General features: G+C 67.7%; 11 protein-coding genes. 6 read left to right on the forward strand and 5 right to left on the reverse strand.

All coding sequences use genetic code 11. The features are described 5' to 3' along the window. The first annotated feature begins 3 nt into the window (after positions 1-3). From ACFVWG_RS08180 to ACFVWG_RS08205, 6 genes are all read left to right on the forward strand, one after another. Complete coding sequence (locus ACFVWG_RS08180; protein WP_391542460.1) at positions 4-669, forward strand: response regulator transcription factor; 666 nt, start codon at positions 4-6, stop codon at positions 667-669. Next, positions 666-1,946 (forward strand): sensor histidine kinase, encoded by a 1,281-nt coding sequence (locus ACFVWG_RS08185; protein WP_391542461.1) that lies wholly within the window; start codon positions 666-668, stop codon positions 1,944-1,946. Before ACFVWG_RS08180 ends, ACFVWG_RS08185 begins: the two co-directional genes overlap by 4 nt. Before the next feature lie 67 nt (positions 1,947-2,013). Further along, positions 2,014-2,976 carry an AAA family ATPase gene (locus tag ACFVWG_RS08190; RefSeq protein ID WP_391542462.1) on the forward strand — a complete coding sequence of 321 codons (963 nt, stop codon included), beginning with the start codon at positions 2,014-2,016 and terminating at the stop codon, positions 2,974-2,976. A 34-nt stretch (positions 2,977-3,010) separates the two neighbouring features. Further along, on the forward strand, positions 3,011-5,032 hold the full coding sequence (locus ACFVWG_RS08195) for a fibronectin type III domain-containing protein (RefSeq protein ID WP_391542463.1): 2,022 nt from the start codon (positions 3,011-3,013) through the stop codon (positions 5,030-5,032). Positions 5,033-5,039: 7 nt separating this feature from the next. Then, positions 5,040-6,176: a DUF58 domain-containing protein gene (locus ACFVWG_RS08200; protein ID WP_391542464.1), complete on the forward strand. Its 1,137-nt coding sequence runs from the start codon at positions 5,040-5,042 to the stop codon at positions 6,174-6,176. Continuing rightward, complete coding sequence (locus ACFVWG_RS08205) at positions 6,173-8,347, forward strand: DUF3488 and DUF4129 domain-containing transglutaminase family protein (RefSeq protein ID WP_391542465.1); 2,175 nt, start codon at positions 6,173-6,175, stop codon at positions 8,345-8,347. Before ACFVWG_RS08200 ends, ACFVWG_RS08205 begins: the two co-directional genes overlap by 4 nt. Positions 8,348-9,759: 1,412 nt before the next feature. Here the strand turns inward: ACFVWG_RS08205 and treZ are convergent. The 5 genes from treZ to ACFVWG_RS08230 all read right to left on the reverse strand — a co-directional run bounded on the left by treZ (position 9,760) and on the right by ACFVWG_RS08230 (position 25,498). Continuing rightward, the gene (gene treZ, locus ACFVWG_RS08210; protein WP_391542466.1) at positions 9,760-11,481 is read right to left on the reverse strand and encodes a malto-oligosyltrehalose trehalohydrolase; all 1,722 of its coding nucleotides are present in this window, start codon (positions 11,479-11,481) and stop codon (positions 9,760-9,762) included. A 4-nt stretch (positions 11,482-11,485) separates the two neighbouring features. After that, positions 11,486-13,897 (reverse strand): malto-oligosyltrehalose synthase, encoded by a 2,412-nt coding sequence (gene treY, locus ACFVWG_RS08215; protein WP_391542467.1) that lies wholly within the window; start codon positions 13,895-13,897, stop codon positions 11,486-11,488. A gap of 7 nt (positions 13,898-13,904) precedes the next feature. Beyond that, complete coding sequence (glgX, locus tag ACFVWG_RS08220; RefSeq protein ID WP_391542468.1) at positions 13,905-16,022, reverse strand: glycogen debranching protein GlgX; 2,118 nt, start codon at positions 16,020-16,022, stop codon at positions 13,905-13,907. Between the two features lie 77 nt (positions 16,023-16,099). Further along, positions 16,100-16,417 (reverse strand): hypothetical protein, encoded by a 318-nt coding sequence (locus tag ACFVWG_RS08225; protein ID WP_391542469.1) that lies wholly within the window; start codon positions 16,415-16,417, stop codon positions 16,100-16,102. Positions 16,418-16,447: 30 nt separating this feature from the next. Then, positions 16,448-25,498 (reverse strand): polymorphic toxin-type HINT domain-containing protein, encoded by a 9,051-nt coding sequence (locus tag ACFVWG_RS08230; RefSeq protein ID WP_391542470.1) that lies wholly within the window; start codon positions 25,496-25,498, stop codon positions 16,448-16,450. Between the last annotated feature and the right edge of the window lie 191 nt (positions 25,499-25,689).

Genomic DNA, 25,689 nt, shown 5'->3' on the forward strand with positions numbered 1-25,689 from the left:
CCAGTGCGGGTATTGGTGGTCGAGGACGACCCGGAGCTGCAGGTCGCCGTCCCGGCGGCGCTGCGGTCCGCGGCGCTCGCAGTGGACCTGGCCGGCACCATCGCGGCGGCCGACGAGGCGCTGTTCATCAACGCCTACGACTGCGTGGTGTTCGACCGGATGCTGCCGGACGGCGACTCGATCGGGTACGTTCGCAGCCGCCGGCAGGAAGGCTTCGCCGTCCCGGTGCTGTTCCTGACCGCGATGGACCAGCTCGCCGACCGGGTCGACGGGTTCGAGCACGGCGGTGACGACTACCTGGTCAAACCGTTCGCGGTCGAGGAGCTCATCGTCCGGGTGCTCAGCCTGAGCCGGCGCGGCCCGACCATCCGGCCGCCGATCCTGCGGTACGCCGACGTCGAGCTCGACACCGGCCGCCGGGAGGTCCGGCGGGCGGGCGTCCTGGTCACCCTGCGAGCGAAGGAGTTCTCCGTGCTGGAGTTCCTGATGAGCCGGCCCGAGCAGACCGTCTCCCGGACCGATCTGATCGAACACTGCTGGGACGCCGCCGCGGACCCGATGTCGAACGTCGTCGACGTCACCATCACCCGGTTACGCGCCCGTCTGCGCCCCGGCCCCGACCTCATCGAAGCCGTCCGCGGCCGCGGCTACCGCCTCATCCAGCCATGAAAGGCCCCGCCGCCGATCGGCTGCGGCGCCTCCGCTGGTGGCTCACCGCGGTCTTCACGGTCGCCAACACCATCGGCCTGCTCATCCTGGCCCCGGTAGTCATCCGCCAAGACGCCCAACGCGACACTGACGCGGCGGACTACGCGGTCGGCACGGTGATCGCGCCTGTCCTCCGCCTGGCCAGTGCCAGTGTCAGCGGCGGCGACACCAGTTCCATCCGCTTCACCGAAGTCATCGGCGACCCGCTGTTCCGGCTTTGTCCCCAGTTCGCGATTCTCACCGGTGCCGCCTCGAGCGGCTTCGGACCGCTCTACAGCAAGCCCGGCTGTACGACGGTCGACGAGGCGAAGATCAACGAACTCGCAGTCCAGGCGACCACCGGCAACGGACGGACGATCGTCGAAACCATCGAATCGACCGACGGCCACACGGTTCGGATCAAGGCCGAGCCGTTCCGGTTCCCTGACAACGATCAGGTCGGAGGTGCGGTTCTGGCCTGGCTGGACACGCAGGACAAGACGGATGCGCACCAGCGGCTGGTGTGGATCGTGCTCGCCTTGTGTGCTGGGCTTATCGCGGCAGCAGCTGGAGCTAGCTACTGGTTGTCGGGCCGCGCGATCCGTCCGGCGATGGCCGCCCTCGAACAGCAGGAGACCTTGCTGGCCGAGACCGCGCACGACCTCCGCACCCCGGTCGCCGCACTCCGTGCACTCGCGGAAACCGCCGTACGGGATCCTGGTCAACGAGCCGAACTGCTCCCACGAACCGTCCGCCTGGCCGGGCGGATGGGCGACATCATCGACGGTCTGCTCGTGCGGGCCCGGTTGGCGGCCGGTGTGGAACAGCTCGCCGTACAACCCGTTTGGCTGGACCAGCTGGTGGCCGGCGTGGTCGAGGACTTCCCCGCCGAAGGCGCGCGGATCTCACTCGTGACCGCGCCGACCATGGTGCGCGCCGACCCCACCCTCCTGCAACGGGCCATCGGCAACCTTCTCGACAACGCGCTCCGGCACGGACGACTCCCGGGCGCCCCCGAAGCCATCATCACGGTCACGGTCGCCGACGGCCGGATCACGGTGGCCGATCAAGGACCCGGGATCGATCCGGAGATCGGTGCAGACCTCTTCGAGCGCTTCAACAGCGGTGGCGGATCAAGCGGTCTCGGGCTGTCGATCGTCCGTTGGGTCGCGCTGTCGCACGGTGGTGATCTGCGCGTGTACAACGGCGACGAGGGCGGCGCGATCTTCGAGTTCCAGTTGCCCACCACCCAGCAATAGACCAGACCTGGACAAGGTCTGGACCGGACCCCGTTACTCTCGGCGAGATGCTGACGGGAGATCCATCATGAGCGCGACGATTCCACCAGGTGAGGCGTACCGGCTGGTCGCCGACAACCTGGGCAAGGTGATCCACGGCAAGCCGGAGGTGATCCGGCTGGCGCTGACGGCGCTGTTCGCCGAGGGTCACCTGCTGATCGAGGACGTACCGGGTCTGGGCAAGACCACGCTGGCCCGCTGTATCGCCCGCAGCATCGACGCGACCTGGAACCGGATCCAGTTCACCCCGGACCTGCTCCCCGGTGACATCACCGGCGTGATGGTCTACCACCAGGGCAACGAGACGTTCGAATTCCATCCGGGTGGCATCTTCGCCAACGTGGTGGTCGCCGACGAGATCAACCGCGGTACGCCGAAGACGCAGTCGGCGCTGCTCGAGGTGATGGCCGAGCGCCGGGTCACGGTCGACTCGAACACCCGCGCGGTCCCGGATCCGTTCCTGGTCATCGGAACGCAGAACCCGATCGAGATGGAAGGTACCTACCGGCTGCCCGAGGCGCAGCTCGACCGGTTCCTGATGCGGATCGAGATCGGTTACCCCGATCACGACGCCGAGGTCCGGATCGTGCTCGGCGACACCGGCCGGATCGGCCCGGACTCACTCAGCCCGGTGATCGACGTACCGGCATTGCGGAACGCGATCTCGGCTGTCCGCTCGGTCCATGTCGACCCCGCGATCAGCTCCTACGCCGTCAAGCTGGCTGCCGCCACTCGCGAACACACTGCAGTCCGGTACGGCGCTAGTCCTCGCGGCAGCATCGCCTTGGTCCGCGCGGCCCGGGCGTACGCGGCGACCGACGGGCGCGCGTTCACGACACCCGACGACGTCAAGCAGGTCGCGCATCCGGTCCTCGCACACCGTCTGGTCCTCACACCGGACGCTGAGCTGAGCCAGCGACCGCCGGCCTCAGTGGTCGACGAAGTTCTCGCCGCAACTCCGGCGCCGACGGCAGGCGTCAGCGCAGGCTGAAACACCTGCGAGCAAGCAACTGGGGAGGCCGGTAATGCAGCTCAATCAGCTCAAGGCGATCATCCGCCGACGCAAAGAGGCGGACGGCTCGACGCAGTGGCGTTCGCGCGCCACCTTGGCTGCCGTCGTGGCGATCTGCGTGACTGCGACCACTCTTGCGGTGACGACAGCAGGTGCGGACTCGTCGGGACAGAAGTTCCTGCAGTCCGGCCACCTGATCTACAACAGCACTATCGGTGCGGTCTTCCACATCGATGGCGGCAGCAAGCACGCGGACGGCTCGGTCGCGGTCCCCGGACTCACGCCCGGAACCCAGGCTGTGCAAACCGACACCCAGGGCTATGTGCTTGCCCGCGGCACCATTACTGCCTTCGAGAAGTCGACGCTGCTGGTCGAGGGGCCGCAGGCCGCGCCGTCGGACGAAGTACCGGTCGGCCTGACTGCTTCCGGTGTCGCGTACGCCGTGTATCGCGCGGCCGGCTCGATCGTCCGCCTCGGCCCAACCAGCCTTGTACTGAAGGACAATGGAGCGCTCGGTCGGCCAGTCGTGACACCGGACGGGACGCTCTGGGTACACCGGCTACTCAGCAGTGAGCTGTGCTTGCTGCCGTCCACGGCCGGTCGGCTGAGCTGCCCGGCCGAGCTGCAGCGCGGCAACGTCGGTTCGCTAGCCGTGGTTGGCGATCGGGTCGTGTTCGTCGACACGACGGCCGGCCAGCTGCGCATGGTCTCCTCGTCCGGGCTTGGGCGACCACTGACGGTTCCCGGCCTGACGCTGTCGCCGCAGTCGATCATCGTGCCGAACGACGTCGACGGCAGGATCGCGATCGTGGACCCGGACAAGTCCAAGCTGCACCTGGTCGACACCGCTGCGATCACCGGAGCAGCCACGACCGGGACGGCGACCGTCGAGCGGCCGATGCCGCCCGGCAAGTTCACTCAGATCGAGTCGTCCGGCCACACTCTCGCGATGGTCGACGAGGCCGGTCAGAAGCTGGTCACTTTGGATGCCGACGGCAAACAAAAGGACAGCAAGCCGATCCCGGCGCCGTCCGATCAGGTCAAGCCCGGCCCGAACGATCGGCCGCTACTCGTCCGTGGTGCGGACCAGCGCCTGTACGTCGACAGCGTCGGCGGAGAGCAGGCACTTGTGGTCGACCGCGACGGCTCGGTCTCCAAGCCGGTCCCGGCCTCGGGGCCGACCAAGACCCCCACGGCACCGGTGACAACGCCGACGGTCACCCCGCCGTCCACGCCTCCCGTCGTGGACCCGAGCATCCCGCCGCGGCGCACGATCGATCCCGGTGGCGACAAGACCGTTCCACCGCGCCGGGTCGAACCACCGCGCCGTACCGAGCCTCCTCGCCGAACGACGGAGCCACCGCGGACCCAGCAGCCGCCTCCGCCCAAGCCGAAGCCACAACCCAAGCCGACCCCGAAGCCCCCGACCCCGAAGCCGCCGCCACCGTTGGTCGCGACACCGGCCGCTGCTCCGGTCTCGTTGCGCGCGACGGGCGGCAACGGCAAGGTGACGCTGACCTGGAAGCGGCCGAGCCTGAACGGCGGCACGTTCCTCAGCTACAGCGTCTTCCGCGTGAACGACAGTGAGCCGGACACGACGAGTTCGGCCCGCTACACGTCCACCGGTCTCGCCGACGGGAAGCGCTACACCTTCCAGGTCCGTACCGTCACTCGTGGTTCCAACGGCAACACGCTGATCGGCGCTGCCGCCACCGTGTCCGCGACCACCCTCGGTGGTGTGAACCCGGACATCACGATCAGCAAGGGAACGAAGTACAACGGCGCGAATCCGTGCGACAACGCCTCTCGTTGCTACAACATCCACATCGTTGCGACCGGCCTGAAGCCGAACACCAGCTACTCGTTCAGCGGCTACACGTCGGGGTACGGACGGCTGCACACCGACAACGTCACGACCAACTCGAGCGGCCGGATCAACATCCAGAAGTTCTACAACGACGACGACGGCAGCCAGGTCTGGGTGACCGCGATCGTGAACGGCAAGACCATCAAGTCCAACGAAGTGACCTGGTAGGGCGGACATGCGACTGACTGGGCGAGGGATCGCCGTACTGCTGGGTTCGATCGCGCTGTATGCGCTGGGCGAGCTCGCCGGGTACGCCCTCTTCCGGGCACTGGCCGGGATCGGGATCGGCGCGCTGATCGCGGCCGTCGTACTGACCCTGCGGCAGCCGCAGGTGACCGTCCATCGGGTGCTTTCGCCGGATCGCGTCGAGCGTGGGCGACCGGCGTTGGCGACGCTACGAGTACGCAACGAGGGCACTCGGCGGCAGGCGTCGTTCTCGGCGCGGGACTCCGCGGGCGCGGCCTGGAAGGAGGTTCGGGTTCGCCAGTTGGGTCCCGGGATCGAGGCGACGTACCGGTATGAGCTCCCGACCTCGCGGCGCGGCCGGATCGCGGTCGGTCCGCTGACGCTCGAGCGACGAGACCCGCTCGGCCTGACCCGGAACAGCAAGGCAACCGGCGAGGTCGGCACGCTGTGGGTGCACCCGCGGCGGCACCCGACCAAGACCGTCGTCGCTGGCCGACCCCGGCACCACCACGTCGGCCGGACGGCGGATGACTCGCTGCGGGGATCGGCCGATCTGCGCGATGTTCGCCCGTACGTCGTCGGTGACGAGGTGCGCCACCTGCACTGGAAGGCGACCGCGCGGACCGGGCAACTCATGGTCCGTGACTACGCCGACCCGGACCAGCCGCGGCTGACCGTCTTGCTCGACACCAGGACCGAACCGTTGCCTGAGGCCACATTTGAGGAGGCTGTCGAGGTCGCGGCGTCGATCCTGTTCGCTGCCTCGACCGCCGGGCACCGCTGCCGGTTTGTCACGACTGCCGGGGCTGACTTCGCCGCTCCGGGTGGAGCGGTGGCGTCGCGGATGTTCCTCGATGAGCTGTGCATCGTGAAGCAGCGCGACGAGAAGTCCGCGCTGGTGCCTCCGGTCCTCACCACCGGTACGTCGGCCGGCGGGGCGATCGTGGTCGTCACCGGTGCCCGCGGATCAGCTACCGACCTGGCACCCCTGCTGACCCGCTATTCATCAGTCACCGCGATCGGCCTCGGCCCACTCCAAGGAGTCGCACCCATCTTGGGAGCCCAAGTAGTGCTCGCCGGAACCGCACGAGAAGCCCTCACCCAATGGACCGGAGTACTCCGATGAGCTGGGGAGGAGATCAGAAGGCGGCTGCGCGCTCCGTCGACCCCACTCCGCCCGCGAAGAGGCGGCGGACGGTTGCTGCGCTGGCTGGGATTGTGTTGGGCGGGCTTTGTTTTGCGCCTGTTTTCGGGGTGCAGCACCTGTGGTTCCCGGTAGCGTTGGTGTGTCTTGTTGCGTTTCTGGTGACCGAGGCGTGCCGCCGGTGGTCCGCTCTGCTGAGTTGGCGGCCGTTGCTGGTGGTGGCCGCCGGGCTGCTCGCGATCGTCGAATCGGTGCTTCAGGCAACCACCTTGGCGGGGTTGCCGACGCTCTCCTCGATCCGCGCCTTGGGTGACGGGCTCACTGCCTGGCGGCTGACGCTTGAGTCGACCTGGCCGGCGCGACCCGAGCCCGAGCTGCTGATCTTCGTTCCCCTGCTCGCGTTGGTCGCGTGCGTGCTGACGATCGAGCTGCTCGACCGCGCACCACCATTGGTCGCCTTGCTCCCCGCGGTCGCCGTCGTCGGCGTGAGTCAGCTGTACGTCGCCGCCGAGGGCCTCACCGCTGTCTTGATCGCGATCGCCTTCGGCCTGCTCGTGATCGCCGTACTGATCCCCGACCATTTCGAGTACCGCAAGCTCACCCCGTGGGCGACGACAGCCGCGGTCACCCTGGCTGCCGTCATCTGTGGGACGTTCGTGAGCACGATCGACCCGCACGGGCGGACGCCGTACTCGCTGCAGCGGGTGCAGTCGGCGAGCGCACCAACGACCCGGCAGGCGAGTCCGCTCGACGAGCTGGCCGGGCGGCTGAGCCCGAGTGCCCGGGACAAGGTCGTGTTCAAGTACCAGACACCCAAGCCGGTCGACCGCTGGCGGCTGGTCGCCCTCGACAGCTTCGACGGCGTGAACTGGACGACGGATCATCCGCTGCTGCGGATGGGTTCCCAGCTCGCGCCCGGCCCCGAGGTGCGGGTGGAGACGGAGACGCAGAGCGCGACGATCCGGCCCGAGGATGCGCTGGAGGGGCCTTGGCTGCCCGGACAACTGCTGCCCGAGACCGTTGGCAACGCGGTCGATCCGCAGGTCGAACCGATCGGCAGCACGCTCGTCGTACCGGAGCGGCCGGACTACTACAAGCTCACCTGGGCCGAGCCGACCATCGATGCGGCCTACCTCGGCAGCGCGGGCCTCGACAGCACGGCTCCCGGCGGCCTGAACGACATGGGTCCACTGCCGCCCGAGATCGCCGACTTGAATCCGCTCCAGGACAAGCGGGCCACGATGCAGACCGCGATCGCGCTGGAGAAGTGGTTCCGGAAGAACTACCGGCTGCCGGACGCTTCGAGTCCGTCGCCGACCGGCTACAGCTGGCCGCAGCTGCGGACGTTCCTGAAGGGGCAGAAGATCGGCAGTAGTGAACAGTTCGCCGCTGCGTACGTCGCGCTGGCCCGGCAGAACTCGATTCCGGCCCGGCTCGTGGTCGGCTTCCGGGCACCGGAGAAGCCGGATGCGGCCGGCTGGTACACGGTGACGAACGCGGACGCGTACGCCTGGCCCGAGGTGGCGGTCGCCGGGCTCGGCTGGTGGCCACTCGACCCGGCGGCCGGCGCCAAGACCGGCAACACCAACGCGGCCGGTTCGGCAGCCTCCATCACCGACCAGGCCCGCGCGGCGGTCCCGGAGATCAACAAGATCCAGGACCCCGAGCAGCAGCCGCCGTCCGCCGACGATGCGGACGACGCGAACTCCGGCGCCTTCCACATCCCGCTGACTCCGGTCTTCGGGGTCTCGGCGGCATTGCTGCTGCTGTGGCTGGCCGGCGTACCGCTGCTGAAGCAGTTCCGCGCCCGCCGTCGCCGTCGGCGCGGTGGAAGCGCAGCGGTGGTCGGCGCCTGGGCCGAGGCCCGGGACCGGATCCGGGCGCACGGCATCCCGGTCACCGCCGGCATGACGGTTCGGGACCTCGCCCACGCGGCCCGCGATCTGCCGGACACCGGCCCGGGGCTCGCCAACGTCGCGCGGGCGGTCGACCAGGCGCTCTGGTCAGGTGGTCCAGCTACCCCGGACACAGTCGGGCAGGCCTGGACCGGTGTCCACGCCGTCCGCCGGGCGCTGCGCTCCCGGCCATGGCTCGATCGGCTCCAGGCCGCACTCGAACTACGCACCCTGCTTCCAGGGACGCGGCAGAGGTAGCTGGTTGGGGTGACCAGGTCTGGCGGGCCGTGCCACCCCTCAGATCGTCAGCTGCGTTTGGGTTTGTCGTGGGATGCAGGACGGCGATCGTGTTTCGCCGTCACGGAATCGGTGGTCCGTGGCGCTGGGCACACCGGACCGCGTGGCACTGGCCCCCCGCCGAGCCTTCGGCTCTTCCACTGCTTCTCGTCGTAATCGTAGTAGGTGTCGACGCCTCCGACTGTCATGTACGTCCTCCCGTCGCCCCGCTCACGCTGCTGGCGAATTCAACACTCCGTTACCCGGAGTCAGGACACAAGCGATTCCGGAAATCGACACCGAAGAACAAACTCGAACGCCGTCTTCTGTGCGTTTCAGCCACGAATACGAGAGATTCACCGGACAAGCACAGTCACAACCGCATGACCTGACAAGCCCCCGCACGCCCCGTCCCGCCCGCGGTGCCCCCTGTCGTCGCTCGCCCCTGGCGGCCGAGCCACGCTTTGTGGAACATCCTGGGCAGCATTTGCACATTTAGTTCCACAAAGATGAGTCCACGCCCCCCGCGCCCAGATCCTCGCCACGCCCGAACCCTTGGCGTCGTCAACCACTGCGGCCGGCAGCGTAGACGGTGGCTGGTCGCCGCCGCGGCCGATCTACTGAGAAGCAGGGTGGCTGAGCGGGTCTGTGGCTGAGGGAGATGGTGCACCCGGCGACCGAGTTCCCGTTGCCTGGGCTTCCGGGCCGTGGCTGGGATTGGTGAGGCCGGGTTTGCGCTTGTCGGTGATCTTTCGGGTCTGGGTGACGAAAAGTCACCACCAACGAACCGGCCGGGCCCCCGCGAGTGGCGCCAGTGTGCGACCAACACTCGAGTGTGCGGACCGTGTCGCAGGATATCGATTTCCGGCGACAAACTCCGCACACTCGACGACACAGAACGCCCAGTCACCCGCTGGGTTCACTCGCGGAGGCACGGTGGGTTCACTCGCGACGGCACGGTGGGTTCACTCGCGGGGACACGGTGGGTTCACTCGCGACGGCACGGCGGGTTCACTCGCGACGGCACGGCGGGTTCACTCGCGACGGCACGGCGGGTTCACTCGCGACGGCACGGCGGGTTCAGTGGCGACCCAGCCAGATGATCTACCGGCAGCAGCAACCGCGGCTGGGGAGGATCCGCCACCTCCCCAGTCGCCGCACCCAGGTCCCGCCCTGCGGCCGTCCGCCATATGAACGGATCTCCCCTCAGCTTGACCCTTCTCTCCTCGAATTTTGAGGGGAGAACCAGCACATTGAGCGGATATCCCCTGAAATGCCCCACGGTCGAGCTGCGGCATCCGGATGTCCCAGCGCCGGGCGGGTGCGACGGTGGCGGCCACTCGATACCCCGGAATCAGGGGGTGGATGCTCCCCGAACCGGTTTGGGGAGGCGGCTAGCGGGTGAGGACGATCGCGACGGTGTGGGGTGGGAGGCGGACGGCATCGGCGAGGAGGGTGGGTTGGCCGAAGGCTAGGAGGATGTACGACGCTCCTTCGACCGGGATGACCGCCTCTTCGGTGCTGAGGTTCACCACGATTCGCAGGTTGCCGCGGCTGACGATCAGCCGACCGGGACCTTCGCTCACCGTGACCGAGGTCAGCCGGTCGTCCTTCAGTTCCGGGGTACGGGCCCGCAGGGCGAGCAGATCGCGGTACCAGGTCAGCAGCTCGCGGTGCGGCGCTTCGTCGACCTCCGACCAGTTCAGAACCGAGCTCCGCCAGGTCGCCGGGTCTTGCGGATCCGGGATCTCCTCGGCGTTCCATCCGAAGGCGGCGAACTCCTGACGCCGTCCGGTCCGGACCGCGTCGGCCAGCGCCGGCTCATCGTGGTCGGTGAAGTAGCGCCACGGCGTGGACGCACCCCACTCCTCGCCCATGAACAGCATCGGCGTGTACGGCGACGTGAGCACGAGCGCGGCCCCGATCGCGTACTGCCCCGGCGTCAGCGCAGGCCGATCCCCCAGCGCACGGTTGCCGATCTGATCGTGGTCGGACGTGTAGGCGAGGAACTGGCCGCCGCGATGCGTGGCCGGATCAACGGGGTGCCCCCAGTCCTTCCCGCGGAACGTCGAGTACGCGCCGTCATGCAGGAAGACGCGAGTCAGCACCTTCGCGAACACCCCGGGCTCGGCGAAGTCCTCGTAGTACCCAGCGCGCTCGCCGGTCAGCATGGTGTGCAGCGCATGGTGGAAGTCGTCGTTCCACTGCGCAGTCATCCCCATTCCGCCCTCGGCCACCGGGTCAACCATGCGTGGGTCGTTCAGATCGGACTCGGCGACCAGTCCGAGCGGACGGCCGAGCTCCTCAGCCAGACCGGCGGTTTCGGTCGACAACTGCGCCAGCAGGTGCGTCGGACTCTCGTCAAGCAACGCATGTACGGCGTCCAGTCGCAGCGCGTCGATGTGGAAGTCGCGGAACCACCTCAGCGCGTTGTCGCAGATGAACCGGCGTACCTCGGTGCTGCCGGTGTCGTCCAGGTTGACCGCCGGTCCCCACGGAGTGGTGTGCCGATCGGTGAAGTACGGGCCGAACGAGCCCAGGTAGTTCCCACTCGGTCCCAGGTGGTTGTAGACGACGTCTAGACAGACGGCGAGTCCAACCTCATGACAGCGATTCACGAACGCTTGCAGGGCTTCCGGACCGCCGTACGGGTCGTGGACGGCGTACAGGTCGACGCCGTCGTACCCCCAGCCGTGGCGGCCCGGGAACGCGGCCACTGGCATCAGCGAGACGATCTCGACGCCGAGCAGCACCAGGTAGTCCAGGTGGTCCGCAGCCGCGGCCAGTGTGCCCTCAGGAGTGAAGGTGCCTAGGTGTAGCTCGTAGAAGACCGCACCGCGCACATCACGTCCGGTCCACTCGCTGTCGGTCCACCGGAAGCGGCTGGTGTCGAAGACGCGGCTGAAGCCGTGGACACCGTCAGGCTGCCAAGGACTGCGCGGATCCGGCAGGGGATCACTACCGTCGAGGGTGAATGCGTAGTCCGTACCGTGGTGCGCCTCGACCACCTCACGCGCCCACCACCCATCAGCGACCGCGTGCATCGGCAGTACGCCGTCTCGGAGGACCAGGTCGACAGTGGATGCCTCGGGTGCCCAGACGGTGAAGGTGTGCAAGCGGTCAGCTCCTCACGAGCAGTGCCACCGGGAGATCCTCCAGCAGCTCCTGAATCCGAGCTGCTCCACTACCCACGTCGCGGCCGGTCAACACGTTCTTCCACTCACCACTCGGCAGTACGACGGTGCTGTCGCCCCAGCCACCCAGCCGATACAGAGCAGCCGGCAGTCGCGTGGCGATCGTGATCACCTCATCGCCACGAGCAAACGCGACCGCATGCCCGTTGGACGTGGGCAGTGGGGTGTAACCACCGGCAAACGCCTCCGGGTACTGCCGACGCAGCCGAAGCGCCCGTGCCGTGACCAGCAGCTTCTCGTCGGACAGGTCGTCCGGCTTGGCTCCCTCGTCCAGCCGGCGCAGCCGCTCGATCCGCTCCTCGTAGTTGACCTCACGCCGGTTGTCCGGGTCTACCAGCGACAGGTCCACCAGCTCGGTGCCCTGGTACACATCCGGTACGCCGGGCATCGTCAACTGCACCAGCTTCTGGCCGAGCGTTGCCGCGCGGACGAACTCGGTCTGCTTCGCGACAAAACGCCGTACCGACTCAAGCACGGCCTCATCGGCCAGAACTGCAGTCACAAAGGACGCAACGGCCTGTTCGTACTCTTCGTCCACCTCAGTCCAGGTGGTGTGCCGCTTGGCCTCGCGGATCGCCTTGACCAGATAGCCCTGCAGACGGTCCTCAGCGATCGGGCCGTCGCCCCAGGTGCCGAACAGGGTCTGCCAGAACAGGTACTCCGTGCTGCCGTCGAGCAGCGGACTCCGGTGGTCCTCAGAAAGCCGCCGCCACTCACGCACTGCCTCAGCCCAGGCAGCGGGCTGCTCGGACAGTACGCCGAGCCGCGCCCGCACATCCTCGGAACGCTTGGTGTCGTGGGTGGACAGCGTGGTCATCGTCCGCGGCCAGCGCCGGTTCAGCTGCGCAGAGAACGCGTGGAACTCCTCCGGCGTCACACCGAAGTGCTCCGGGTCCCCACCGACCTCGTTGAGCGAGGAGAGCCGGAACCAGCGATAGAACGCGGTGTCCTCGATCCCCTTGGCCATCACGGGCCCACAGGTCTGCTGGAAGCGCACGATCAGCTCATGCCGCGCATGCTCGTCGATCCGGCTCGCGGTGCCGACCTCACGACCCATCAGCAGGTCCAGGACGACGTCCAGGGTCTCCTGCCGATCCTCGTCAAGGTGCTCGCGAGCCTTGGTCGCCGCCCGCTCCAGCACGCGGATCGCTGACGGCGCCGGCGGCTCCCCCGGTACGACGTACGCCCGGTAGACGTCGAACTGAACGAGCAGCTCGGCCACAACCTCGTGGAACGCCCGCCGGGTGTGGTCACGCAGTCTGACGTCGTCCTGGCAGATGCGCGCCAGCAACTCGACCAGCCGGTGCACTTCGGCGTACTGGCCGTGTTTGACGATCTCTCGCTTCGCCTCGACCACTACCGGACTGAAGTCGGCCGGCTCGCCAGTCAGCTCAGAGTGCAACGCAGCAAGGGGTGCTGCGCCCGCGGGGTCGACGAACAGACCACCTACCCGCAGCAGCGCGTCATAGCCGGTCGTGCCGGCGCACGGCCAGTCGTGGGGCAGCTCCTCATCGCCTTCGAGGATCTTCTCCACCACCACCCACGCACCGCCGGTTCGCTCGGCCAGCCGGCGCAGGTAGCCGCGTGGGTCGGCCAGACCGTCCGGGTGGTCGATGCGGAAGCCGTTGAGCTTCCCCTCCTGCAGGAGCTCGAACAGCAAGGCATGTGTGGCTTCGAAGACCTCCTGCGTCTCCACGCGCACCGCGGCCAACGTGTCGACGTCGAAGAAGCGCCGGTAGTTCAGCTCCTCGTCAGCGACTCGCCAGTGCGCCAGCCGGTACCACTGCTCCGTCACCAGCTCGGCGATCGGCAGGTCCGCCGTACCGGGTCTTAGTGGGTACTCGTGGTCGTAGTACCGCAGGACGTCGCCGTCCACCGCCAGCTCGCCCTCGGCGAGCACCTGGCCGATCCGGTGTCCCAGAACCGCCATCAGCAACGGCTGGTTCCCCGAACCCCAGTCGACGTCGAACCATTCGGCGTACGGCGAACCTGGGCCGTCTCGCAGCACGGACCAGAGCGCCTTGTTGAGCCGGGCCGGCGTGGGCACGGCAACGTGGTTCGGGACCACGTCGGCGATCGCACCCATCCGCACCTCGGCCAACCGGGCGGACAGCCGCTCGAACCCTCGGCGGCCGCCCATCGGCTCAGACAGCCGGCTGTGGTCCACCACGTCGTACCCATGGGTGGAACCGGGCGCGGCCTGCAGGATCGGGGACAGGTAGGCGTGAGAGATCCCGAGGCTACTCAGGTACGGGACAACCCCTGCCGCGTCCTCGAACCCGAACTCGGCGCGCAACTGCAGCCGGTACGTTGCCTGCGGCGTCGTTGAAATCAACACAGCTGGTTCATCCTGTGGTCCGCCGCGGCCGGGTCAGTACCAGCATGCCGTGGTCCTCGATCCGGATCGTGCTGCCTGCGGGGTGTTCCCCCTCCTCGGCTCGGCCGGTCGGGCGGACGGTGTCCACCACCACCGTCCAGACCTCGCCGAACTCGATCCCGGGCAGCAGGAACTCCTCCGGCTCGTAGTTGCTGTTCAGCAGGATCAGGAACGAGTCGTCGACCACCGGCTCGCCGCGCGGGTCCGGCTCGGAGATCGCGTCCCCGTTGAGGAAGACGGCCACCGCGCGGGCGTCGTCGCGGCTCCAGTCGCCGTCCTGCATCTCCTTGCCGTCCGGGGTGAACCAGACCAGATCGCCGAGCCCGTCGACTCCCTGGTCGCCGTGGAAGAACCGGCGGCGCCGGAAGACCGGGTGCTCGTTGCGCAGCCGGACCAGCTCACCGGTGAACTCGAGCAGGTCCTTCTGCTCCTCGTTCAGATCCCAGTTCACCCAGGCCAGCTCGTTGTCCTGGCAGTAGACGTTGTTGTTCCCGGACTGGGTCCGGCCCAGCTCGTCGCCGTGCGCGAGCATCGGGACGCCCTGCGAGATCAGCAGCGTGGCCAGGAAGTTGCGCTGCTGCTTGGACCGCAGCTTGCTGACCGCCGGGTCGTCCGTGGGTCCCTCGACACCGCAGTTCCAGGAACGGTTGTGGCTCTCGCCGTCGTTACCGCCTTCGCCGTTCGCCTCGTTGTGCTTCTCGTTGTAGGAGACGAGGTCGCGCAATGTGAAGCCGTCATGCGCGGTGACGAAGTTGATACTCGCCAGCGGCCGCCGGCTGTCGTCGCGGTACAGGTCCGACGAACCGGTCAGCCGGGAGCCGAACTCGGCCAGCGTGTACTTCTCGCCGCGCCAGAAGTCGCGGACGGTGTCGCGGTACTTGCCGTTCCATTCGGTCCACAGCGGCGGGAAGTTGCCGACCTGGTAGCCGCCGTCGCCGACATCCCACGGCTCGGCGATCAGCTTCACCTGGCTGACGATCGGGTCCTGCTGGACCAGGTCGAAGAAGGCCGACAGCCGGTCGACTTCGTGGAACTGACGGGCCAGCGTCGACGCGAGGTCGAAGCGGAACCCGTCCACGTGCATCTCGGTGACCCAGTAGCGCAGCGAGTCCATGATCAGCTGCAGGACGTGCGGGTGCCGCATCAGCAGGCTGTTGCCGGTGCCGGTCGTGTCGTAGTAGTGCGACTTGTCCGCGTCGACCAGCCGGTAGTACGCCGCGTTGTCGATGCCCTTGAAGGACAGCGTCGGGCCCATCTCGTTGCCCTCGGCGGTGTGGTTGTAGACGACGTCGAGGATCACCTCGATATCGGCCTCGTGCAGGGCCTGCACCATCGTCTTGAACTCGGTCACCTGCTGACCGCGGGTGCCGAGCGACGAGTAGGCGTTGTGCGGGGCGAAGAACCCGATCGTGTTGTAACCCCAGTAGTTGGTGAGGTTCAGCTCCTGCAGATGACCGTCCTGGGCGAACTGGTGCACCGGCATCAGCTCGATCGCGGTCACCCCGAGCTCCTTGAGGTGCTCGATCACCGCCGGGTGCCCGATCCCGGCGTACGTGCCGCGGATCTCCTCCGGCAGCCCCGGATGGGTCTTGGTCAGGCCCTTGACGTGCGCCTCGTAGATCACCGTCTCGTGGTACGCGTGTCCCGGCGGGCGGTCGTTGCCCCAGTCGAAGAACGGGTTGGTGACGACCGAGAGCATCGTGTGTTCGCGGTTGTCCATCGTGTTCAGCTCGGTCGGGTTGCCGAACCGGTAGCTGAACAGTGACTCGTCACCGTCCACCTGCCCGTCGATCGCCTTCGCGTACGGGTCCAGCAACAGCTTGGACGCGTTGCACCGGTGCCCGTCGGCCGGGCTGTACGGCCCGTGCACCCGGAACCCGTACCGCTGCCCCGGCTGCACCGCCGGCAGGTACGCGTGGTGGACGAACCCGTCCACCTCGGTCAGCTGCACCAGCTGCTCGGTCCCGTCGTCACCGATCAGGGCCAGATCAACTCTCTCGGCCACCTCCGAGAACACCGCGAAGTTCGTCCCGGAACCGTCGTACGTGGCTCCGAGGGGATAAGGACGACCAGGCCATTTCTGCACCTGAAGACAGTAGCCACCTCCGCCCCCAGACCTCGCATCCCGGTCTCAATTCCTCCCAATTGTTCACCCGATCGCGCTCAGTCACCTTCCAGATGCAGCTCTGTCCCCGCCTCTGCGGCGCACTGCTCAGCCAGCCGGCGGACCTCGGTGAGCAGCGCGCGCTCGGTGGCCCCGGCAGCCCGCCCGAGCTCGGTCTCCAGCTCGCCGAGAAGCTGTGGCATCTCCGCCGCCGTCAAGACCAGGTCGCCGTACGGGTCGACCCGGCCCAGCATCGGCAGCCCGCTGTGCGCACAGATCCCGGCGAACACGTCATCCGCATCCACCACCGCGCCGAGCTCGACCAGCCGGCGACGCTTGGGACTGGTCCCCGGCTGATCCACCCGTTTCAGCAACACATCCACACCCACAGCGACAACACTCCACCTCTACGGCGCCCCGGACGGGAACGCGGTGATCACTTTGCCCTTCCGCACCACGACCCGGATGTAGTACTGCGGATCGCCCGCGGCAGTGGTCCCGATCGAGGACGGGAACCGGTAGTAGTACACACCGTCACCGGTCTCGCCACCGAGAGCGCGGTTGATCATCCGCTCGATCTTGGCCTTGTTCGTGGTGTTGAACTTGCTCTTGTGGGGGTACTTCGTCCGGTTGACGTGCCGCTTCCAGATGTGGTCCCAGCGGCCCTTCGAGATCGTCGGACCGCAGGAGTTGTGGACCAGTAGCTCCGCGTCACCCACGTGATAGGTGTGCACGCCCTCGACGCTGAGGTTGTACGCCGTGGCACTGCGGGTACTGCGGGGCACCAGGCCCTGGATCGTGAAACGCCTGCCGTCGGCCGCTTGCAGCCGGTCACCGCTGTCGAGCTCCGCCACCGGTTCGAAGCGGCCGTCCGTCGCGTTCCAGAACGGGTGGTCCTCGGTCGTCGTGATGTGTTGACCGCCGACCTCCAGGTCGACCACTTCGTCCTCGTGCACGAACACCTGGGTGACCTTGTGCGGACCCTGTTCACCCGTCTCCGGGTCGGTGGCCAGCACCTCGTCACCGACCTCGATCTGCGAGATCGGCTTCTTGGTGCCGTCGGCCATCAGGACCAGCGTCTCGCCGGTGAAGCTACAGAACTTCGCCGCCGTCTCGGCCGTTTCGTCGAGCACCTTCGTCAAGGGCCGGACCGAACGCAGCCCGACGCTGAGGAACTTGCCGACGCCGAACATCAGCACGCCTTCGGCACATCCCTTGCCCAGGCCGCGCAAATAGTCGCCCGCAGTGTGCTTGCGGCCGAGCAGGACACCAGCCAGCGTGTTCACCGCCGCACCGCCGACACAGGCCGCGATGATCTGCGGCACCTCGCCGGTCGGATCTGTCGCGTCCACCGGGTCACCGTCGACGTACGAGTAGAGGTTCGGTCCGGCGGCGTCGAAGCCGGCCGGGTCCTCGGACAGGAAGCGCCCGGTGGCCGGGTCGTACCACCGCGCCCGCTGGAACTGCAGCCCCTTGGGTACGCCGGCGCCGGACTCCCGGCCCGTGTAGCGGACCGGGCTCGGGTCGCCGGTCAGACTCGAACGGGATGTCCCGTACGGGCCGTAGGTGTACTCGGCAGCCACTGTCGACGTCCCCGGGACAGTCCGCGCGACCACTGAGCCCTGGCGATCCGTTAACAGGGCGGACGCACCGCCTGCCCCATCGAGCCCGTCGACGCGAGCGACCGCCGAGTCCGTGTCCAGACCGGACAGGTACGTCGCATCCGCCGTACCCGGCCCGTCTTCGGACAGCAGGTTGTCACCGTCGTAGTCGAAGCTCCACGACTCGCTGTCCACGGTCGTCGCGATCCGGCGACCCAACGGGTCGTAGCGGACCTGCGAGGTGCCGGCAGCGCCAGTGGTGGCCGTCAGCTCACCTCGGGCATTCCAGCTGTACGTCGACGTGCCGTCTCCGGTCAGGTTGCCTTCAGGATCATAGGTCCGGTTCACCCCGTCCTGTGCCGTCAGCCGGTTGGCTGCGTCGAACGACGTCGAGGTCACCGGCGCCGGCAGGTCTGCGCGGGCCCACGAGCCACCGGAGCGGTCGAGCCGACCGGCGGAGTCGTAGTCGTAGGTCAGGTCGCCGAGGGTCTGCGAGCCGTTGGCGAAGGTCAGTCCGGTCAGCTCACCGGCCAGGTTGTAGTCCGCGGTCCGGACCACGCCGCCCGGCAGAGCCTGTGTCTTCAGCCGGCCGGTCCCGTCATAGCCGTACGCCGCCGCGACGCTCCCGCGGGTCACCTTCGTGAGCCGGTCCGACTTGTCGTACTCGTAGACGGTGTCGGGGAGACCTGGGACCTTCAGCGCCGTCAGGCGATCCGCGTCGTCCCACTCCCGCGTGATGGTGCCGCCCGCAGTCGTCTCGGTCTTCACCCGGTCCTGGTCGTCGTACGTGTAGGAGATGGCACCGGCACCGGCTGTGGAGTCGGTGAGCGAACTCAACCGACCCTTGTCGTCGTACACCGACGAGAGCGTCGACTGGTACTGGTACGCACCTGGTGTGCCCGTCCGGCCGTAGCCGGTGAACACCTCGCGTTGCAAGGCGTCGTACCTGTACTCAGTGGTCAGACCCCGTCGGTCGGTGACGGTCAGCGGACGACCCAGCGCGTTGTAGGTGAACGTGGTCGTCTTGCCGAGTTGGTCCGTCTGCACGTGGACCCGGTCCATGACGTCGTACGACCAACGGGTCGTCCCGCCACGGGCGTCCTCCAGCGACTCCATGTTGCCGTTCTTGTCGTACGTGTACTTCGTGACCGCGCCCACCGGGTCCTTGGTCGACAGCACCTGGTTGGCGGCGTCGTACTGAACGGTGGACACACCACCGTCGGAGTTGACGGTCTCCTGGACCCGGCCGGCCAGGTCGATGCCGTACGACGTCTTCCGGCCGAGTGGATCTGTGGCCGCGGAGGTGAGGCCGTCCTGGTACTCGTACGTCGTGGCGCCCCCGCCGTCCGGGGTCTGCTTGGTCATCAGACCATCGCTGTTCCACTCGTAGCTGGTCTTGCGTCCTTCGGGGTCGGTCGCCGTCGCGACGTTGCCGGCCGCGTCGAACGTGTAGCGCGTGGTGTGACCGAGCGCATCGGTCGCCGAGTCCATCGCACCTTCAGGACCGTTGTAGGTGGCGCTTTCCTGGCGACTCTCGGTACCCAGCGACACAGTCGTCGAGGTGGCCTGCTGGTTCGCGTTGTAGGTGCTGACCATGACCCGGCCGTTGGTGTCGGTGGCCTTCATCGGCAAGTGCGAGGTGGGATCGCGCTCGACGCTGTATCCGCGTTCGTCCGCGCTACCGGTCGCACTCGTGTCCTTGACCAGGTAGCCGCCGGCGTCGTACTCGACCGTGCGCTTGGCACCGGCCGGGTCGGTGACGACCGTCTTGGTCACCTTCTTGCCAGTGCTGTCCAGTGTGTAGTCGAACTTGTAGAGGCCGTCGTCGGCCAGCTTCTGCTGGACAACGCGGTTGTTGGCGTCGTAGGTGTTCGTCAGGAACACCTGGTTCTTCGCGTCGGTGATCGTCGTCAGCCGCTTGCTGCTGTCCCATCCGTACGTCGTCACACCGCCGTTGACGTCAGTCACCGTCTTCAGCAGGCCGTTGTCGTACGTGTAGGAGACGGTGCGACCGGCGTTGTCGTGAATGCCTGTCACCTGACCGGACGTGTCGTAGTCATAGGTCAGCCAGTAGCCCTCCGACGACGTCACCGATGTCACCGCACCGACTTGGTTGCCCCATGCGTTCTTCGCGGTGCGGCGGATGTTCACGTAGTGACCGAACCGGTCCCGGATGCCCTGCAACGGCGCCAGCTCGCCGTACACGAGAACTGTGCCGTCGCGGAGCTTCAGATCCCAGCCGGCACCGTTCCAGATCAGCGTCGCGCTCGCGAACTGGCCTACCGTCCCGGCCGCCGCGAACGCCGCGTCCGACCAGCCGGTGCCGGGGGATGTCCGGACGAAGTGCACCTGGCTGCCGTCGATCAGGTTGAGGTCGGCCTCCTGCCACTGCCGGCGTGACGTCAGGAAGGTGTCGTAGGTGCCGATCGTGCCCATCCCGAACGGGCGGGCCCGGCCGTCCCCGGAGTTGTACGCCCGCTGGGCCTCGATGGGGATGAACCCGCCCAGCGCCAGGTCCGACTGGGTGTAGGTGAACCGCCCGGTCCCGAGGTCGACCGGGTCGCCCGCCGAACCGAGTGCTTCGAGGATTCCCTTGCCCAGCGCCTCCAGCCAGCCGTCGACGTTGATCATCGCGCCGTCGAAGTTCTCGATCCCGGTGGACTGGTCCGGGATCACCTGGGTGCCGTCCGGCGTGACCGTGCCCCGGCCGTAGATCTCCCAGCCTTCGGCGTACTTCTCGTGTGTCCAGAAGTTCAGCTCGGTTCCCGGCTTCTGGTCCAGGTAGTTCGGGTAGTAGACCTTCGCCTCGCCGCCGTGCAGCTCGCCGCCGGCCGGTTGCACGGTGAAGTACACCGGCACCTGGACACCCTTCGGCATCGGGATCGGCGTCCGGTCGACCGGGATCGGCGTGATGCCGACCTTCGTCACCGCCTTGCCGTCGGCGTCGGTGATCCGGACGCCGGCCGGGATGTGGACCTCGAGCCCCTTGACCTTCGGTGTCCTGATCACCACCGGCGCGGTGGTCGGGCTGGCGATCTTCACCTCGCTCGCCGTGTCCAGGATCGGCAGGTACGGCTGGTAGAAGAGCTTCTGGGAGCCCTTACGCAGGTTGACCTGCACGTCGAAGTACCCGTACTTCGTCCGACCACTCGACGCGGTGCGCCCATCCATCACGAACAGCCAGGTGCCTTGTGGCAGTCGCTTGAGCACGAACGAGCCGTCGGCCTTGGTCCGTACGGCGCGGTCCGCCACCCGCACGGTCACACCGGCGAGCGGCTTACCGTCCGTCCGCAGGATCTTGCCGGTCAGCGCAGCGTCCCGCACCCGCGGATAGACCGGCGGTGGTGCCTCCTCATCGTCATCGTCGTCCGCCGCCGGTACGACGGTCCTGGGACGCATGTCCCGCGGATCCGGCTTCTCGGCCGCGACCGGCTGGTCCCCGGCCACCGCGGTGTTGTTGGCGACCGCGACTGTCGCCGTACCCGTGTACACGTCAGCAGGATCGACGAACAGCGTGTACGTACCGGCTGTCGGCAACGTGTAGGTCAACGTGCTGCTCGCCGACAGACACGTCGACGTCAGGTTGGTGCCGGCCGAGTCGCGCAACCGGACGAAACCACCACACGACGGGTAGGTCGACGCAGAAACCGTGGCCTTGATCTTCTGGCTCGCCGTGCCGCTGAAGGTGATACTGGCTGACTGCCCGACGGCTGTCGTGACACTCACTCCGGCACCGCCGACCGTCGCGGATTTGGTGAGGTCATCCGGTACGGCGTACAGGCGGACCGTCGTGTGGGTGGTGACCATGTAGTCGGGGTCGACGGCCAGGGTCCAGGTTCCGGCCGCAGGCAACGCCAGAGTGTCGACCAGCATGCCGTGACTGGACTCGTAGCAACCGGTGCTCTTCTCCGTGGTGCCGTCCGGACGCAGCAGCTTGAACGAGACGTCGTACTGCTTGGCCGCCCAGTCGGACAGGCCGCAGCTGACCAGCACACGCTGTCCGGCTGTACCGGTGAAAGCCGCCGTGGCGTTCTGTCCGACGGCGGTGTCGAAGCTCACCGCCGCGCCACCGATCGTCGCGGTGGTGGACACGTCAGCTGGTACGGCGATCAGCGCGAGCGTCGCGGATGCGGCGGCGTTCAGCCTCGGATCGACCTTGACCGACCAGTTCCCCGCCGCTGCGGCAGTGACGGTGTCGAACAGCTCGCCCTTGAACGAGTTGTAACAGCTGCTGTTGTCGGCCTTGGTCCCGTCCGGGCGGAGCAGCTGGAAGTCGAGGTCGTACTGCTGGTTCGGGTCCGTCAGCGTGCAGCCGATGTAGAAGCGCTGGCCGGCGGTGACCGGAAAGCTGACGACCGCGTTCTGACCGGGCGCCAACGTGACTGCCGGGCTCTGCCCGAGAGCTGACGTCACCGCCAGATCGGCCGGTACGGAGACCGCCCGGAGCTTCGGCGCCACGATCAGTGCGCGACTGGGGTCGACCACGACGGTCCAGGTGCCCTGGGTCAGTGCGAGAGTGTCGAACAGAATGCCCTTGGCCACCGACGAGCAGGACGCGGAGCCGACCTTGGTCCCGGCCGGGTTGAACAGCTGGTAGCTGATGTCGTACTCGTGTCCGGCAATCATTTCGCACGAGATGAACACCCGCTGGCCGGCCGTGGCCGGGAAGGTCAGGCGCGCCGACTGCCCGGGTTTCTGGTTGCCGACGGCAACAGCCGCCGCATCGATCGTGGTGGTGACCACGGCGTCGGCCGGGATGGTGTTCGCCGTGATGTCGACCGTGCCCGTCTGAGCGCCGTCGGGCTCGATCAGCAGCAGGTATTCACCGGTCTGCGTCAAGGTGTAGCGATCCGCGATGTAGTCCATGAAGTACGTCCAGGACTGATCGCGGGTGAGGAAGGAGCCGTCCGGGCCACGCATGCTGACCTTGCCGATGCTCGTCGTGGTCAACTGCGGGGCGATGTCCAGGTGGACGACCTGCCCCTGTGTGCCGTTGAAGCTCACCGAGCCGGTCTGGCCGGGCTTGGCGATCGTGAGGCGCGCGGCCGGACCATCGATGGTGGTGGTCGCGCTCACCGGCGCGGGGACGAGGTTGACCTGGGCCGTATAGGTCCCGACATCGAAGTTGTACGGGTCGACGTCGACCGTGTAAGTACCGTTCTCCGGGAGCAGGACCGCACTCAGATAGCCGCTGGTGGTGCCGTAGAACGTCCCGGTGCTGTTCAGCTTCTGGCCGTGCGGCCCCCAGAGCACTGCTCCGTTGGCCAGCTTGCCCGGTGCGGTGAGCGTCGTGAACACCAACTGGCCCTGCGTCCCGGTGAAGGTGAAGGTCGTGTGCGCCGGCGCGGTCGTCGTGGTCAGGCTTCCAGCCGGACCGTCGATGGTGATCGGGGTGGTGATGTCCGCACTTTGTTTGGCCAGCGCCGTGAAACTTCCGGTCACCGGGTCGCGCGGGTCGAGCTCCACGAGGTAGGTGCCGGCGGTCGCCGCCCGCGGCACCTCGAGGAACGACGTGCCACACAACGTCTCCGCGGCGACGACGGGACTCCGGTCCGGCGCCCAGATGTGCGCCTCGTAGCACCCATTGATCGTGTCGTCGATCTGGAAGCCCAGCCGCTGCCCAGGTGTCGCGTCGATGCTGAAGAGCGCGATCTGGTTCGACGTGGTCAGGTTGATCGTCGACGCCGCGTCCGTCGCGAGGTGGACCGACGCCGCAACGTCGGCGGCCAGGAACGGAGCAGGTGGCGCGGTCACCCGGCCGCTCGAGGTGGCAGTGCCGGCCCGGGTCCGGACGACGACCGGGCCGGAGACCCCGAAGCCGGGAGCTCGCACGGTCAGCGTGTTCGCGGTGACTGTCAGCACCTGCAGCTTGGTGCCGTTGATGGAGACCGTGTTGGCCGTCGTGGCCGGTGCGAAGTTGCTGCCGGAGATCGTCAGGACGCCGCCCCGGTCGACGATTGCCGGACTTGCAGCGGTGACCTGCGGCGCACTCAGCAACGTCACCGATCCGGCGGTGGCCGTGGTCCCCGAGACGATCACCTGCACCTGGCCGCTGGCCGCACCGGCCGGAACCGTAGCCACGATGTGATTGCGGCGCAGTGAGGTGATCACGGCCACCTGGCCACCGATCCGGACCGAGACCTGCGCCGGGTCCAGCCCGAAGCCGGTGCCGTAGATCTCGTACGAGTCGCCGACGACAGCCGTCGCCGGACCGGCCTGTGCGATGGCGAGCTGTCCGGCCGGAAGTGCCTGGGTCGCGGTGATGTTGCCGACCGCATCGTATTGATAGGCGACGCCTGCGCCGTCCGAGGTGAACACTGCCTTGATCCGGCCGGCAGCGTCGTGCGCGTAGAGCACCTCGCCGCCCATCGGCACCACGGCCTTGGTCGCGACGGAGGCCGGGCCGGCGCCGACCGCGTTGATCGCCTGAACAGTGAAGGTGTACGGCGTTCCGTTCGTCAGACCGGTCACCGTCGCGCTGTCAGCCACACCGACAGTGGTCTTGAGGTTGCCCGGATTCGCGGTGACCGTGTAGCCGGTGACCGCCGCACCGCCGTCCTTCGGTGCGATCCAGCCGACCGTCGCGCGTCCGTCGGCGGCCGCAGCGGTCACACCGGTCGGCGCGAGCGGCGCAGTGGGCTTCTTGTAGTAGCCACGCAGCCGCACGAACAGTTTGGTGGCTCCGCTGGCATAGAACGTGGTCTGGCCGGCGGAAGAGATCTTGAGAGTGTCATGCGCGGCAGTGCTGATCGCGTTCGCGTAGTAGACCGATGCGTCCGACGGCCGCGTCGTACCGGCGGCGTAGCCAGTCACGAGACCTGCTGCCGTTGGCGTCGAGGAGTTGACGTTGGCGTCGACGGCGGCCACACCTGCTGCGGCCGGTACGCCGTTCGCACCGGCGAGCGTGGCAGTCGTCGTGCCGCCGGCGGCAAGCGCGACGCCGTTGACCGCCGCCGCGCGGGCGACCGGAACGTACGACGCACCGGCGACGGTGGCCGCGGGCGTCGCGTAGTAGCCCCGCAGCCGGACCGTGAGTTTGGTGGCGCCGGTCGCTGCGAAGGTGGCCTGTCCAGCGCTGGACAGCCGAACGGTCTCGTAGTTCGTCTGGGCCTGGGTCACCGGATACTCGACGGAGGCATCCGCCGGCGCCGTCGCACCGGTCGGATAAGCCTTCAGGACACCAGCCGCAGTAGGCGCGGCGGAGACCATGTCGATCGCCACAGCGGCGACGTCGGCGGCTGCCGGAATGCCGTTCGCACCGGCGAACGTGTAGTTGGTGGTGCCGTTCGCCGCAAGCGCGACGTTGTTCACGACGGTCGTCGGTGGCAGTGGCACAAATGTCGAGCCGGCCGTCGCTGCGGCCGTCGAGGTGAAGTAACCGCGCAGACGAACCCAGACCTTGGAGGCCGCACTCGAGTAGACGCTGATCTGTCCGCTGGCGGAGACGGGCACGACGTCATAGCTGACGCTGTTCCGGCCGGTGACAAAGCTGGTTGTGCTGTCCGACGGCCGCGTCGTACCGGCCGCGAACGTCTGCACCCAACCAGCTGCACTGGTACCGATCGCGGTCACCTGGACCGCGACCGCACTGACCTGCGCCGCGGCCGGTAGGCCGTTGGCTCCGGTCACTGTGACCGTCGATGTACCTGCGGCCGCGATAGCAGCCCCATTGATGACCGACGTCGGCGCCACCGGCACGAACTGACCAGCGCCCGGCTGCAACGCCGGTGTGGCAGCAGCGGTCATCGGAGCAGCCAGCTGGGCATCAGCACCGACCGGCTTGGCCAATGCCTCCGGAACAGTCAGCAGCGACCCAAGCAACGCAACGCAAACGAGCATGCTGAAACGACGACGCATGACGGATCCACCCCCAGCAGAAGACCTGCGCGACAAACCCCCGACGGCCACAGCGGCCGCCGGGAGTCTAAGTCGCCTCAGTAGGTCTCCAACAGTCTTTTTGCAACAACCTGTAGTTTTTCCACTACCCCTTGACGTCCTCAGCCTCGTACTTACCGTGCTCACGTCGTCACGTGGAGTAGGTTCGGGCG

This window comes from Kribbella sp. NPDC058245 (assembly GCF_042882005.1).
GTDB lineage: Bacteria > Actinomycetota > Actinomycetes > Propionibacteriales > Kribbellaceae > Kribbella.

What these genes read in the sequence shown, in the direction of transcription:
- ACFVWG_RS08185 (WP_391542461.1), top strand. Translation starts at nt 666, where the DNA reads ATGAAAGGCCCCGCCGCCGATCGGCTGCGGCGCCTCCGCTGGTGGCTC.
- ACFVWG_RS08190 (WP_391542462.1), top strand. Translation starts at nt 2,014, where the DNA reads ATGAGCGCGACGATTCCACCAGGTGAGGCGTACCGGCTGGTCGCCGAC.
- ACFVWG_RS08195 (WP_391542463.1), top strand. Translation starts at nt 3,011, where the DNA reads ATGCAGCTCAATCAGCTCAAGGCGATCATCCGCCGACGCAAAGAGGCG.
- ACFVWG_RS08200 (WP_391542464.1), top strand. Translation starts at nt 5,040, where the DNA reads ATGCGACTGACTGGGCGAGGGATCGCCGTACTGCTGGGTTCGATCGCG.
- ACFVWG_RS08205 (WP_391542465.1), top strand. Translation starts at nt 6,173, where the DNA reads ATGAGCTGGGGAGGAGATCAGAAGGCGGCTGCGCGCTCCGTCGACCCC.
- ACFVWG_RS08230 (WP_391542470.1), bottom strand. Translation starts at nt 25,498, where the DNA reads ATGCGTCGTCGTTTCAGCATGCTCGTTTGCGTTGCGTTGCTTGGGTCG.